Source organism: Tatumella sp. JGM91 (assembly GCF_018257575.1).
In the GTDB taxonomy this organism is placed as follows: domain Bacteria; phylum Pseudomonadota; class Gammaproteobacteria; order Enterobacterales; family Enterobacteriaceae; genus Tatumella; species Tatumella punctata.
This window is the reverse complement of sequence record NZ_JAERJP010000017.1, coordinates 1-13732: the sequence shown is the minus strand read 5'-3', so window position 1 is coordinate 13732 and position 13732 is coordinate 1. Positions and strand designations below refer to the sequence as shown.

The 13732-nt window shown below is 50.3% G+C and carries 16 protein-coding genes; 7 read left to right on the top strand and 9 right to left on the bottom strand.

The window, feature by feature from the left end; translation table 11 throughout:
• Positions 1 to 3 precede the first annotated feature (3 nt).
• From JK198_RS12265 to lysM, 6 genes are all read right to left on the bottom strand, one after another.
• The gene (locus tag JK198_RS12265; protein WP_212710683.1) at positions 4 to 705 is read right to left on the bottom strand and encodes an ABC transporter permease subunit; all 702 of its coding nucleotides are present in this window, start codon (positions 703 to 705) and stop codon (positions 4 to 6) included.
• Between the two features lies 1 nt (position 706).
• Positions 707 to 1381: an ABC transporter permease subunit gene (locus JK198_RS12260; protein WP_212707913.1), complete on the bottom strand. Its 675-nt coding sequence runs from the start codon at positions 1379 to 1381 to the stop codon at positions 707 to 709.
• A gap of 1 nt (position 1382) precedes the next feature.
• Complete coding sequence (locus JK198_RS12255; RefSeq protein WP_212710682.1) at positions 1383 to 2135, bottom strand: amino acid ABC transporter ATP-binding protein; 753 nt, start codon at positions 2133 to 2135, stop codon at positions 1383 to 1385.
• Positions 2135 to 3124 carry an LLM class flavin-dependent oxidoreductase gene (locus JK198_RS12250; RefSeq protein ID WP_212710681.1) on the bottom strand — a complete coding sequence of 330 codons (990 nt, stop codon included), beginning with the start codon at positions 3122 to 3124 and terminating at the stop codon, positions 2135 to 2137. Before JK198_RS12250 ends, JK198_RS12255 begins: the two co-directional genes overlap by 1 nt.
• A 431-nt stretch (positions 3125 to 3555) precedes the next feature.
• The gene (locus tag JK198_RS12245) at positions 3556 to 4071 is read right to left on the bottom strand and encodes a DUF3251 domain-containing protein (RefSeq protein WP_212710680.1); all 516 of its coding nucleotides are present in this window, start codon (positions 4069 to 4071) and stop codon (positions 3556 to 3558) included.
• A 36-nt stretch (positions 4072 to 4107) separates the two neighbouring features.
• Entirely contained in the window at positions 4108 to 4542 is a 435-nt protein-coding gene (gene lysM, locus JK198_RS12240) for a peptidoglycan-binding protein LysM (protein ID WP_212707971.1), read from the bottom strand.
• 184 nt (positions 4543 to 4726) lie between these two features.
• Here lysM and nrdR point away from each other — a divergent pair, with 184 nt between their 5' ends.
• The 6 genes from nrdR (at position 4727) to pgpA (ending at position 8827) form a co-directional block, all read left to right on the top strand.
• On the top strand, positions 4727 to 5176 hold the full coding sequence (gene nrdR, locus JK198_RS12235; protein ID WP_212707917.1) for a transcriptional regulator NrdR: 450 nt from the start codon (positions 4727 to 4729) through the stop codon (positions 5174 to 5176).
• A 4-nt stretch (positions 5177 to 5180) separates the two neighbouring features.
• A complete protein-coding gene (gene ribD / locus JK198_RS12230; RefSeq protein ID WP_212707918.1) occupies positions 5181 to 6284 on the top strand; it encodes a bifunctional diaminohydroxyphosphoribosylaminopyrimidine deaminase/5-amino-6-(5-phosphoribosylamino)uracil reductase RibD in 1104 nt (367 codons plus the stop codon).
• 93 nt (positions 6285 to 6377) lie between these two features.
• Entirely contained in the window at positions 6378 to 6848 is a 471-nt protein-coding gene (gene ribE / locus JK198_RS12225; RefSeq protein WP_212707919.1) for a 6,7-dimethyl-8-ribityllumazine synthase, read from the top strand.
• A gap of 16 nt (positions 6849 to 6864) precedes the next feature.
• Positions 6865 to 7284: a transcription antitermination factor NusB gene (gene nusB, locus JK198_RS12220; RefSeq protein ID WP_212707920.1), complete on the top strand. Its 420-nt coding sequence runs from the start codon at positions 6865 to 6867 to the stop codon at positions 7282 to 7284.
• A gap of 69 nt (positions 7285 to 7353) precedes the next feature.
• Entirely contained in the window at positions 7354 to 8331 is a 978-nt protein-coding gene (gene thiL, locus JK198_RS12215) for a thiamine-phosphate kinase (protein ID WP_212707921.1), read from the top strand.
• Positions 8309 to 8827: a phosphatidylglycerophosphatase A gene (gene pgpA / locus JK198_RS12210; RefSeq protein ID WP_212707922.1), complete on the top strand. Its 519-nt coding sequence runs from the start codon at positions 8309 to 8311 to the stop codon at positions 8825 to 8827. The genes thiL and pgpA overlap by 23 nt, the downstream gene beginning before the upstream one ends.
• Positions 8828 to 8892: 65 nt before the next feature.
• Here the strand turns inward: pgpA and dxs are convergent, their stop codons facing one another.
• The 3 genes from dxs to xseB are packed head-to-tail and all read right to left on the bottom strand — an operon-like array spanning position 8893 to position 11919.
• Positions 8893 to 10758 (bottom strand): 1-deoxy-D-xylulose-5-phosphate synthase, encoded by a 1866-nt coding sequence (gene dxs, locus JK198_RS12205; protein ID WP_212710679.1) that lies wholly within the window; start codon positions 10756 to 10758, stop codon positions 8893 to 8895.
• Between the two features lie 19 nt (positions 10759 to 10777).
• Positions 10778 to 11677 carry a (2E,6E)-farnesyl diphosphate synthase gene (gene ispA, locus JK198_RS12200; RefSeq protein WP_212707924.1) on the bottom strand — a complete coding sequence of 300 codons (900 nt, stop codon included), beginning with the start codon at positions 11675 to 11677 and terminating at the stop codon, positions 10778 to 10780.
• Positions 11677 to 11919: an exodeoxyribonuclease VII small subunit gene (gene xseB, locus JK198_RS12195; protein WP_212707925.1), complete on the bottom strand. Its 243-nt coding sequence runs from the start codon at positions 11917 to 11919 to the stop codon at positions 11677 to 11679. Before xseB ends, ispA begins: the two co-directional genes overlap by 1 nt.
• Positions 11920 to 12154: 235 nt before the next feature.
• Between xseB and thiI the strand changes: the two genes are divergently transcribed.
• Positions 12155 to 13603, top strand: coding sequence for a tRNA uracil 4-sulfurtransferase ThiI (thiI, locus tag JK198_RS12190; RefSeq protein ID WP_212710678.1), 1449 nt, complete (start codon positions 12155 to 12157; stop codon positions 13601 to 13603).
• The last annotated feature ends 129 nt before the right edge of the window (positions 13604 to 13732 follow it).

The window sequence follows — 13732 nt, the reverse complement described above, 5'->3', positions numbered from 1 at the left end:
CTTTTAATATTTTGCCAGTGTTTTTTTAATAATAAGATCGATAGCGTTTGAAAAAAACAAACCCAGGACAACAAACACAATATAAACAATCAGGTAGGAGCCGACATAATTAAATGTCCGGGCTGAAATGATATTCGATTTAGCAACCACATCAATGACCCCGATGGTGGAAGCTAATGCCGAGTCTTTAATCAAATCCATTATAACGTTACAAAATGCCGGACTATTCGTGGCCATCATTTGTGGAAAAATAATTCGCCGAAAACTGCTGAACTGGGGAAGATTAACGGTTCTGGCAGCTTCTGATTGCCCGCTGTCTACTGAAAACCAGGCAGAACGAAAAAACTCAGAAAAATAACCAGAGTATACAAATACCAGTGAAGCAATTGCCGCCACATCCGCGGGTAATTTCAGTTTCCAGGCAGATACTCCGTGAATACCCATCATGTTAAATACCGCAACCAGCAGATAAGGCAGGGTATAAAATACCATATACATCAGAACAATAACCGGGATGGAACGGGTCAGTGACAGGTAAAGGAAAATAATATTCTGCCAGCGACGGTGTTTTACCTTCAGACTTATAAGGCAAACCACTCCGCCGGCAATCAGTGAGAATAACAATGATAACAGAATAATTTGCAGCGTTTCGCCTAATCCGCTAAGGATAAATGGCGTGGCGCTGAATAAAAATGACATATTCATACTATTTACCCGTAATGATCTGGTATTTATTTTCCAGAATCTTCAGCAGACCAGCAATGATCATACTGAGTAACCAGTAAATCAGTAGCGTGCTTATAAATGACTGAATTTGTAGCATTCCATAACTGGCATTAGAAATTCGCTTCGCCAGACCGAACACATCATTAATCCCCACCAGATTCACCACGGAAGTCATTTTTACAATGGTAATCAAAAGATTGGCAAAGCTTGCCACCGAAATTACACAAGCCTGCGGTAAAATGATTCTAAGAAACCCGGTCAGTGGCGGAATATTACTGGCAGTAATAGCTTCTGCCTGCCCGCTATCAACCGACCGAATTCCCGAGCGGATAATCTCAGAAAAATAAGCCCCGGCAATCGCCGCAATTGCCCCGATGGCATACCAGATGTCACGGACAGCAGTGATGTCAGCGCCGGCTTTCTGCAACAGGAATTTGCCGCCAAAATAAAACAGCAGGATAACGATCGGTATAGGCGAAGCTCTCATCACTCCGGTATACAGGCCATACAGAGTTCTGCCCGCCACACCGCATGACCTCAGCGCCAGCAGCAGCAGTCCAGTCACAAAACCAGTCAGCACCGAAAACAGGATAATTTCCAGCGTGGTTCCCAACCCGAGCAATAATTTAATAAAAACTTCGCTGAAGATTTCCATATTAGTAATGCGTTACTTTATCAACAAAGTTACGGGTACGTTGATTTTTCGCCCCATGAAAAATTACCTGCGGCGTGTCAGATTCAATAATTTTCCCGTTTTCCATAAACACCACCTTACCGGAGACTTTTTCGGCAAAGGAAAATTCATGAGTCGAGATGATCATGGTCTGACCCGCAGCGGCAATCTTGCGGATAAGCTGTAAAACACCACCAATATTTTCAGGATCCAGCGCCGATGTGGGTTCATCAAGCAGTAAGATTTCTGGTTGCAAAGCCAGTGCTCTGGCGATACCTACCCGCTGTTTCTGGCCACCGGATAAATTTCGAGGGTATTCGTCGGCTTTGTCAGTCAGCCCCACTTCTTTTAAATAATTAACCGCAATTTCTTGTGCCTTGCGTGCTGCAATTTTCTTGCCGTAAATAATACCTTCGGTAATATTTTTCAAGGCGGTTAGATTATTAAATAAGTTATAGTTTTGAAAAACCATACCCGTTTTCTTCCGGATATGTCCTTCCTGTTTTTTATTTTTAACCTCAAAGTCAATAGTAGTTCCTGATATTTCAAGGATCCCGCTATCGGCCGGTGATAATAAGTTAAGTGTTCTTAGGAGAGTTGTTTTCCCCGAACCACTCGGGCCAATCAGTGTGATTATTTCTCCCCGCTTTGCTTCCAGTGATACCTGACTGAGAATCTCTTTGTTAGCTATTTTTTTCGTAAGGTTACGGGCAGAAAAAATTGTTTCCTGCGACATTATTCGTCTCTCCAGCCAAGCTTTTTTGCCACCACGTCGATCAGTAGTTCCAGTGAACGGTTACTTAATCGATAATCAGGCTCAATAGTGTGTGACTGGAAGGCGATATGAGTTGCACGCTCCAGCACACTGTCTTCCGCCAGTAAACGACCTACCTGGTCCGGAGTGCCGTAATAAGCATCTTTAATGGTGGAAAATTCATTCAGGGCACAGTAATCCTGGCTGGCCGGATCGGTATATTTCTCTTCGAATTTTTTGATAAATCTTTCCAGCCATTGCTGGCCCTGACTGTGCTCATCGACAACCAGTACGGTGCGGGACACCATAATTCGCGGTTCCGTCCCTGCGGGTAATGCAGCCAGATAGCTGTCAATAATCCGATGCTGGATAGCCAGTAACGACATCTCTCCTCCGGCCACACGTGGCTGGGTTCGGGATAGCATCAGACTATATCCCGCGGCTCCTGCCTGAGCAGCGCCTTGCTCAGAAAACGTTGCCAGCCAGGTTTTCTGCTGCAAATTTTCCGGCGCCGGATAGAGTTGCTGTTTATTACGCAGAATTTCCTGAAACCGGGCAAAGTTATCACCAAAGATTTTCCGGCGATTCGCGGCCTGTAAACCGAAACCGTTAAACGTGGCATCGGTGGCTCCGCTACCCAGGCCCAGCTCCAGACGCTGGTTATGCAGTAAATTGAGTACGGTAGCGTCTTCAATCACCCGCAGAGGGTTTTCAAAGGACAGGGTAATTACTGCGGTACCGAGAGTAATGTTATTTGTGACCTGACCAGCGGCTGAAAGCAGGACAAACGGTGACGGTAAACCACCTTCTTCACGGTCAAAATGGTGCTGTGCTATCCAGGCATTATCGTATCCCAGCTTTTCCGCGAGTATAATTTGTTGCAGTGCAATCAGATAACGTTGCTGTGCAGAAGTATCATCCAGCAGACGGGTAAGAAAGCCTAACTGTTTTTTCTTGCTGACTAAAGACATAACCATACCATTAATTATTTCATTATTTATTTTCCTTTTTTAAATTATCAGTATTAAAAACCTGCCGCAATCCACTGCTAAATAACCTATTTTTCTATTGTTATGTGTTTTTTTGCTTTAGAGGTTTTTTTGATTTTGCTGATTTGTTTTTATGAGCTATTTGGTTTATTCCGTCATTGAATATGTATTTATTTCACGAAGGATTTGATGCCGGATAAAGATAAAAAATCACCCCGCATTGTTTTTAAAGGGGGGCGCGGATTACTCCGGCTGACGTCCCGGCGGCAGTTTCAGCATTCCCGGATGGCGGAATGTCAGTTCCATTTAAAAAGGGCTCCATGATAAACATGGAACCCTTTTATACCAGTCAGTGGATTTTTTAACCGATAGTTGAATGATTGGCAGTAGTCTGTGCGGGCGGCTTTTTTTAATCAGCGGGCCGGCGGATAATCGGGCCGGAACTGATGCACATTGACCAGCAGAGATTGCTGTGACCGGAGTGCTACCCCGTGCAGAGTAAAACGGACTTCACTGCCGGGAGGCAGCCTTTCCGGCTGGTACAATTCCTGCGGTGCCTGTTTCTGTGGCTGTGGGGTGCGGTAGTCCTGTGCCGAAGAGACTACCGACACGATTGCGCTGAGCTGAAAGGGCGGTAATACCTGCGTTCCGCTATTTTTCACCTGCAGCACCGGCTGGCTGCTGTCACTGTCAGACGTCAGTTGCAGTAACAACCTCGCCCTGTCAGCTTCCAGCACTACCGGGCTGCCGGCGGCCGGTAACAGCCAGGCTCCGTGGGTCGATTGTGCATTCAGCCGGTGCTGAAAGGCCAGGGCTGCTGATTGCTCAGACAAATGGCTCAGGGACTGGTTAAGCTGTCCGACCGTTGTGCCCAGCGTCTCTGCCGGACGGACGTTATGACTGCATCCGGCCAGCAGAAGTGAGGACATCACTACACCCGGTAGCGTTTTTTTCATCATCCGGGGTTAATCGCGGGGAATACGCAGTGCCTGGCCGGGGTAGATTTTGTCCGGGCTGGAGAGCATTGGCTTATTCGCGTCAAAGATTTTGTTATATTTACCGGCATCCCCGTAACAGTGCCTGGCAATTGCACTCAGAGTATCGCCGGATTTGACCGTATAAAACTCCGGTGCAGTTTCCGTATCGCTGCTGCTGATTTTGTCATCAACATGGGTGATACCCGCAACATTACCCACCGCAACCAGAATTTTTTCTTTCAGCTCCTGGCTCAGGCCGTCGCCGGAAACAGTGGCTGTGCCGTCGTTTACGGTCACTTTTACTTTGTCGCTGTCCGGTATTCCCAGTTTAGTCAGGTGATCCTGGATTTTAGTCCCTGCATCTGCAGAGACTGCATCCCATAGTTTCTCGCCTGCTTCTTTAACAAAACTAAATAATCCCATCATTCCTCCTCAGGTTTCACGGTCTGTAAAATCGGGCTGCTACTCGTTAAGCATAGCGACTTATGGTTATAAGTAACAATAAGATGATTAGCCAAAAACAATATTACAGTCGCTGAATACATTTAGTTAACCCTGACTTCGCGTTACACTAGCGCTATTCAATATCAGTCTCCGGGAATATGCCATGCATTGTCCGTTTTGTGCCGCAGTGGACACCAAAGTTATAGACTCACGTCTGGTCAGCGAAGGATCATCTGTCCGGCGTCGCCGCCAGTGTCTGGTTTGTCACGAACGTTTTACCACTTTTGAAGTGGCTGAACTGGTGATGCCCAGAATTGTAAAAAGTGATGATGTCCGCGAACCTTTTGATGAAGAAAAACTGTTGCGCGGCATGATGAAGGCGCTGGAAAAACGGCCGGTCAGTGCTGATGATTTGGACAGTGCAGTTCACCGGATCAAAGCTCATTTACGGGCAACCGGCGAACGTGAGGTACCCAGTAAGATGCTGGGTAACCTGGTCATGGATGAATTAAAAATGCTGGATAAAGTCGCGTATATTCGTTTTGCTTCTGTATATCGCAGTTTTGAAGATATTCGTGAATTTGGTGAAGAGATTGCCAGACTACAGGACTGACAGCATGTCTGATGAAAAATATATGGCCCGGGCCCTTGAGCTGGCCAGCCGGGGACGTTTCACCACCGCACCTAACCCGAATGTAGGTTGTGTGATTGTCCGTGAAGGTAAGGTCGTGGGAGAGGGCTGGCACCAGCGTGCCGGTGGTCCTCATGCGGAAGTGCACGCTCTGCGTGCCGCCGGCGAACAGGCAAAAGGGGCAACCGCCTATGTGACCCTGGAGCCCTGCAGCCATTTTGGCCGTACGCCGCCGTGCTGTGATGCCCTGATTGCTGCCGGGGTCTCGCGGGTCGTTGCCGCTATGCAGGATCCGAATCCTCAGGTCGCTGGCCGTGGGTTGTACCGCTTACAGCAGGCGGGGGTTGAGGTCCGCCATGGCGTCATGTCACAGGCGGCAGAGGACATTAATCGCGGCTTTCTGAAACGGATGCGTACCGGTTTTCCCTGGCTGCAACTGAAATTAGGCGCCTCTCTGGACGGACGCACGGCGATGGCCAGTGGCGAAAGCCAGTGGATTACGTCTGCGGAATCCCGTCGTGATGTACAGCGTTTCCGTGCTGCCAGCCATGCGATCCTCAGCACCAGTGCCACAGTGATTGCCGATGACCCGGCACTGACCGTCCGGGCTCAGCAACTGGACAGTGACAGTCTGGCTCTGATGGGCGATAGCCGGGATATTCGTCAGCCAGTCCGGGTGATTATTGACCGTCAGCAGCAGTTATCTCCGGCATTACAGGTATTTTCTCAGCCGGGGGAAAGCTGGCTGATGCGCTCACAACCTGCCGGAGAATGGCCTGAGGACGTGCGACAGTTTGTTGTGCCTCAGCACCAGGGGGGCACCGACCTGGTAGCAATGATGATGCTGCTGGGACAACAACAGATAAACAGTGTCTGGACTGAAGCCGGGCCGACCCTGGCCGGAGCATTGCTGCGTGCCGGGCTGGTAGATGAAGTGATTGTTTATCTTGCCCCGAAGCTGTTGGGGAATGAGGCCAGAGGGCTGTGTGCTTTACCCGGCATGACCGCGTTAAAGGATGCGCCGGCCTTCCGTTTTGAAGATGTGCGCCGTATTGGCCCTGATTTGCGGGTTATTTTACGTCCTGATTAAGAGTTTGCGCAAAAGCGAGAGCAGAGCGCTAAAGAGTATGCTAAAATTCGCCCCCCTTGCCGGGCGACCCAACTAATACCTGAAAGGAAACCTATGAAAATTATTGAAGCTGCAGTAGCAACACCCGACGCAAATATTGCCATTGTGATTGCCCGTTTTAATAACTTTATTAATGACAGCCTGCTGGAAGGTGCGATTGATGCGCTGAAACGTATTGGTCAGGTGAAGGCTGATAACATTACTGTGGTCTGGGTTCCGGGCGCTTATGAATTACCACTGGCAGCCCGTGCGCTGAGTAAAACCGGCAAATATGATGCGGTGATCGCACTGGGAACGGTAATCCGTGGTGGTACGGCTCACTTTGAATTTGTCGCCGGTGAAGCCAGTTCAGGTATCGCCAGTGTGGCAATGAACAGTGATATTCCGGTGGCATTCGGAGTATTAACAACCGAAAATATCGAGCAGGCTATTGAGCGTGCTGGTACTAAAGCGGGTAATAAAGGTGCCGAAGCGGCACTGACCGCACTTGAAATGATTAATGTATTAAAAGCTATTAACGCCTGATTTTAAGGGGAATTTTGTGAAACCTGCTGCTCGCCGCCGTGCCAGGGAGTGTGCCCTTCAGGCACTGTACTCCTGGCAGTTATCCAACAATGACATTGCCGATGTGGAATACCAGTTTCTGGCGGAACAGGACGTCAAAGATGTTGATGTTAACTACTTCCGTGAATTACTGGCAGGTGTCGCGACCAACAGCGCCTATCTTGATGATTTGATGAAACCTTATCTGTCCCGTCGTCTTGACGAGCTGGGGCAGGTGGAAAAAGCGGCCCTGCGTATCGCGCTCTATGAGTTAAGCAAACGCTCGGATGTGCCTTATAAAGTTGCTATCAATGAGGCTATTGAACTGGCGAAAGTGTTCGGTGCGGAAGACAGCCACAAATTTGTAAATGGTGTTCTGGATAAAGCAGCGCCACAAATTCGTCCTAATCGCAAGTAACGATCTTAAGGCCGGTTCTCCGGCCTTTTTTATACCTGTTTTTAACTTACCTGCTGAGTGAACCCGCTTATGTCCTGTGGCGAATTTGAGCTCATTGCTCGTTATTTTAATCGTGTCACCAGTTCCCGTCGCGATGTGGTTAAAGGCATCGGTGATGACTGTGCTTTGCTGGCAGTCCCTGAAAAAAAGGTACTTGCTATCAGTACTGATACTCTGGTGGAAGGTATACATTTTTTACGGGATATTCATCCGTCAGATCTGGGTTACAAAGCGCTGGCTGTTAATCTGAGTGATCTGGCGGCGATGGGGGCTGACCCGGCGTGGCTGACTCTGGCACTGACCCTGCCATCCGCGGATGAAGACTGGCTGCAGGCCTTCAGTGACAGCTTATTTGAGCTGCTGGATTACTACGATATGCAGCTGATTGGCGGGGATACCACCCGAGGTCCGCTGAGCATGACGCTGGGGATCCATGGGCTGGTACCGACAGGACGGGCACTGAAACGCTCAGGTGCTAAACCCGGCGACTGGATTTTTGTTACCGGAACCCTGGGAGACAGTGCTGCCGGACTGTCCCTGTTACAACACCATCATAAAATAGCCGATCCTGCTATCCATGAAGCCCTGATCAAACGCCATCTGCGCCCGGTGCCGCGCATCCTTCAGGGCCAGGCCTTGCGTGACCTGGCAACATCAGCAGTCGACATTTCTGACGGCCTGTTATCTGACCTCGGTCATATTCTCAGAGCCAGCCGCGTCGGTGCCAGGCTGAATATTGATGCTATTCCGCTTTCATCGGCGCTGCTGGACGGTTTTGATAAACCGCAGGCCTTGCGCTGGGCACTGAATGGCGGAGAAGATTATGAGCTATGCTTCACCGTGCCGGAAGTTAACCGCGGTGCACTGGCCGTCGCCCTTGACCATCTGGGGACGGGGTATCATTGTATCGGGCAGATAGCCCCTGAAGCGGACGGGCTGGTATTGCTGGAACAGGGCAAGCCGGTTAAAGCTGACCTGAAAGGATATGATCATTTTGGCAGAAAATAGACGACAAATACTTTCACGTATTCATCTGAGTAATCCCTGGCACTTGCTGGCTACCGGTTTTGGCAGCGGACTGAGTCCGGTCATGCCAGGTACTGCGGGGTCACTGGCAGCCCTGCCATTCTGGTATTTGCTGATCCTGCTGCCTCAGGATATTTATTATCTGGTGGTCCTGTTCGGGATTTGTGTGGGTGTTTACCTGTGTCACCGTACCGCGAAGGATATGGGGGTCCATGATCATGGCAGTATTGTCTGGGATGAGTTTATCGGGATGTGGATCACCCTGATGGCGATCCCTAATCATCACTGGCAATGGGTGGCGGCTGGCTTTGTCGTTTTCCGGGTGCTGGATATGTGGAAACCCTGGCCTATTCGCTGGTTTGACCGAAATGTCGGTGGCGGGATGGGGATTATGATTGATGATATTGTGGCGGGGATACTCTCTGCTGCGCTGCTGTTTGTCGTGGCCCGTTATTTTCCGACGCTGTTACCGGTCTGACGCTGTCCTCTTGTGTACCGGAAACTGTACGGACAGGGCAGTCAGCCCTGTCCGCCATCAGGCGGTTACTGGTTCAGCCACTCAGTAATTGCTGACTGAATGCCTTCGGCATCCAGGCCCAGATCCTGACGGATTTCTTCCTGAGTTCCCTGAGGAATAAATTTATCCGGCAGACCCAGATTTAAAACCGGTATCATACGCCGGGCAGCCATCAATACTTCATTCACTCCACTGCCAGCACCGCCACTGATTGCACCTTCTTCCAGCGTCACAATACTTTCATGCTGTCCGGCGATTTGCAGGATCAGAGCATTATCCAGCGGTTTCACAAAACGCATATCCACCAGGGTGGCATTCAGGGCCTCTGCTGCGGCTTCTGCTTCCGGTAACAGGGTACCGAAGTTAAGAATAGCCAGTTTCTCGCCCTGGCGTTTAATCACCCCTTTACCCAGCGGCAGTAATTCGGCAGCACGGCTATCCAGCCCGCGACCAGTCCCCCGCGGATAACGGACCGCGGCCGGCCCCTGCTGATAGTGGTAGCCCGTATGCAGCATATCCCGGCATTCATTCTCATCACTGGGTGTCATGATCAAAAGCCCGGGGATACAACGCAGGAAAGCAATATCAAATGCGCCCTGGTGAGTCTGACCGTCAGCACCGACAATGCCGCCACGATCGATAGCAAACAACACCGGCAGTTTCTGGATCACCACATCATGGATCAACTGGTCATAAGCACGTTGCAGGAAAGTTGAGTAGATAGCGACTACCGGCTTATATCCACCCACAGCCAGACCGGCAGCAAAGGTCACCGCATGTTGTTCAGCAATCGCAACATCAAAATATTGCCGCGGATATTCCCGTGAAAAACGCACCATTCCGGACCCTTCACGCATCGCCGGAGTCACAGCCATCAGCTTACTGTCTGTCGCCGCAGTTTCGCATAACCAGTCACCGAAAACCTGCGAGTAGGTTGGCGTGCCACCCTTGCTCTTGGGTAACTCCCCCCTCGCCGGGTCAAATTTAGGCACAGCATGCCATGCAATAGGATCTTCTTCTGCCGGGGCGTAGCCTTTGCCTTTTTTAGTAATGATATGCAGGAACTGTGGTCCTTTCAGGCTGCGCATATTGGTTAATGCGCTAACCAGTCCTGTGACATCGTGCCCGTCCACCGGACCAATATAGTTAAAGCCCAGTTCTTCAAATAACGTCCCCGGAGAAACCATCCCTTTCAGGTGCTCTTCGGTGCGTTTTACCAGTTCTTTAATCGGGGGCAGGCCGGTCAGTACCCGTTTCCCGCTTTCACGCAACCATGAATAAGTTTTACCGGACAGGATCTGTGCGACACGGTTATTCAGTGCGCCGACATTTTCTGAGATAGACATGTCGTTATCGTTCAACACAACTAACATATCAGGCTTGATATCACCCGCATGGTTCATGGCCTCAAACGCCATTCCGGCGGTCAGGGCTCCATCGCCAATCACACAGACAGTACGGCGCTCGGCGGCTTCTTTTTCTGCGGCAACCGCCATTCCCAGCCCGGCACTGATGGAGGTGGAAGAGTGTCCGACACTCAGCACGTCATGCTCACTTTCTTCACGCCACGGAAACGGATGCAGGCCATTTTTCTTACGGATAGTCCCGATGCGGTCACGGCGACCGGTCAGAATTTTATGCGGATATGCCTGATGCCCTACGTCCCAGATCAGGTGATCAAAAGGGGTGTTATAGACATAATGCAAAGCCACCGTCAGTTCCACGACCCCCAGGCCTGAGGCAAAATGTCCGCTGGACTGGCTGACACTGTCAAGCAGGTACTGGCGTAACTCATTGCACAGGGCCGGGAGTTTCTCTTTTGGCAATAGACGTAATTCCTGCACTGTGCCTGCCAGCGCCAGTGTCGGGTATTGGGTGGTATCAAAACTCATCAGTGACTCATTATAGATGTTATTTATCACGTTCAATTATATAACCCGCCAGGGCCCTTAATAAGGCCGTATCTAAAGATTGTGCGGCGAGTCGATCCAACGCTTCTATGGCTTCCTGGTGTAAAAGCCGGGCTTTCGCCCGCGCACCGTCCAGCCCCAGTAATGCCGGATACGTGCTTTTTCCCAGCGCCAGATCAGCGCCCTGGCGTTTACCGATAACGTCTGTATCGCCGACAACATCCAGAATGTCATCCTGCACCTGAAAGGCAAGGCCGATGGCATTGGCGTAACAGTCGAGGTCCGGCAGCAGGGCTCTGCCGCGTTCACCGGCAGATAAAGCCCCGAGCCGGACGGCGGCGCGGATCAATGCGCCGGTTTTATGGCGGTGGATAGTTTCCAGCGCCTCTAAAGAAACGGACTGACCTTCGGCGGCCAAATCCAGTGCCTGACCACCACACATCCCGCCGGCACCACTGGCGGCAGCCAGTTCAGAAATCATTGCCAGCCGTGACTGGTCTGAAACACCCGGCATTGGCTTGTCAGCCAGTGCCGTAAAGGCGACAGTTTGCAGGGCATCACCGGCGAGTATTGCTGTATCTTCACCGAATGCGATATGGCAGGTGGGTTTACCCCGGCGCAATGCATCGTCATCCATTGCCGGTAAGTCATCATGGATCAATGAATAGGCATGAATACATTCAATGGCCGCCGCCGGAATATCCAGCGCCTGTGGCGGTGTTCCCAGCATTTCGCCGGTGGCATAGACCAGAAACGGACGCATCCGTTTGCCGCCTAACAATACGCCGTATTGCATTGCCTCTGCCAGAGGAGAACTCTGAAAAGGCAGGTCACGCAGTAGTATTGTTAATGCATTATCTACCCGCTGACGGCAGGTGGTGAGTAAGGTCGAAAAATCCATTAATTCTTTTCCGGGCTAAAAGCAGTTAACTCAGCGTCATTATCCGGTTTGAGCAGGATTTGTACCCGTTGCTCGGCTTTTTGTAACGTTTGCTGACCGGTTTTTGCCAGTTTAACCCCTTTTTCGAATTCATTCAGGGCTTCTTCTAACGGTAATTCCCCCGTCTCCAGACGCCGGACGATAGTTTCCAGTTCCTGTAAAGCGCTTTCAAAGCTGACAGAGGGTTCGGTTTTTTTTGGCATAGTCAGTACCGGCTCAATGAGTTATTTAATCATTTGTGGTCGCTTATGGTAGCTGACCATGAACGATTAGCAAAATGATCAATGTGACGGAGGTAGCAGAAGCAGACTCTTAACAAAGGTGATATACTTGTGCATCCTGGACGCGGGACAAGAAATTGCCGCCCGCAGTACCCTGATTTTAACAGTTAAGTGTGTATTTATTAACACTTATTTCCCAGAATAAGCCTGTGCCGCCATGAAGTTTATCATAAAACTGTTTCCGGAAATTACGATTAAGAGTCAGTCCGTACGACTGCGTTTTATTAAAATTCTTAACGGAAATATTCGCAATATCCTGAAAACCATCGACGAAGAAATTAAAATCGTTCGTCACTGGGACCATATTGTTGTCCGCTCTAAGCGGGAAGATCTGAAACCGGTTATCGCCGAAGAACTGACCCGTATCCCCGGAATCCATCATGTTCTGGCGGTTGAAGAACAGACCTATACGGATGTCCATAATATCTTTGAGCAGACTCTCGCTTTATACGGTGACAGCCTGCAAGGGAAAACATTCTGTGTGCGCGTAAAGCGTCGCGGTAAACACGATTTCAGTTCCCAGGACGTGGAACGTTATGTCGGTGGCGGTCTGAACCAGAATATTGCCTCTGCTTCCGTGAAACTGACCCATCCGCAGGTGACCGTTCATCTGGAAATTGAAGATGACCGTCTGTTACTGATTACTGAGCGTTATGAAGGTATCGGTGGCTTCCCTATCGGTACCCAGGAAGACGTATTATCCCTGATTTCCGGCGGGTTTGATTCCGGGGTTTCCAGCTATATGCTGATGCGCCGTGGCTGCCGTGTACATTACTGCTTCTTTAACCTCGGAGGAGCAGCCCACGAGATTGGCGTACGTCAGGTCGCACACTATCTGTGGAACCGTTTTGGGCGCTCGCACCGTGTGCGCTTTGTGGCGATCGATTTTGAGCCGGTAGTCGGTGAAATCCTCGAAAACGTTGATGACGGTCAGATGGGGGTGGTACTGAAGCGGATGATGGTACGTGCGGCCTCTATGGTGGCAGAGCGCTATGGTGTCCAGGCGCTGGTGACCGGTGAAGCCATTGGCCAGGTCTCCAGCCAGACCCTGACTAATTTACGTCTGATCGATAATGCCAGTGATACGCTGATCCTGCGGCCACTGATTTCCCATGACAAAGAACATATTATCAATCTGTCCCGAGAGATCGGTACTGAAGACTTTGCCCGCACTATGCCGGAATACTGCGGTGTGATTTCCAAAAGCCCGACGGTCAAAGCCATCAAGAGCAAAATTCTTGCCGAAGAGGAGAAGTTTGACTTCAGTATCCTTGATAAGGTGGTGCAGGAAGCCAGCAACCTCGATATCCGGGAAATTGCAGAGCAGACCGCCGATGAAGTGGCTGAGGTCGAGACAGTAGCATCCTTTGCCGGGAATGACAGTATTCTGGATATCCGTTCCATCGATGAGCAGGAGGACCGGCCTCTGCGTGTCGGAAATGTTGATATTCAGTCACTGCCGTTCTATAAGCTGAGCAGTCAGTTCGCGGGACTTGACCAGAGCCGGACCTGGTTATTGTATTGTGAACGCGGAGTGATGAGCCGTTTGCAGGCCCTGTACCTGCACGAGCAAGGCTACACCAATGTGAAAGTTTATCGTCCTTAACCGTATGTTGTGCTAAAAAAGCCCGCGCCAGTTCACTGCCGCGGGCTTTTTATTGGTTCATCGCGTTTTACCGGGGAACGCTGCTTTTATCTTCAGGAAGAAGTAGTCATTATCCCGGTATCCATATGC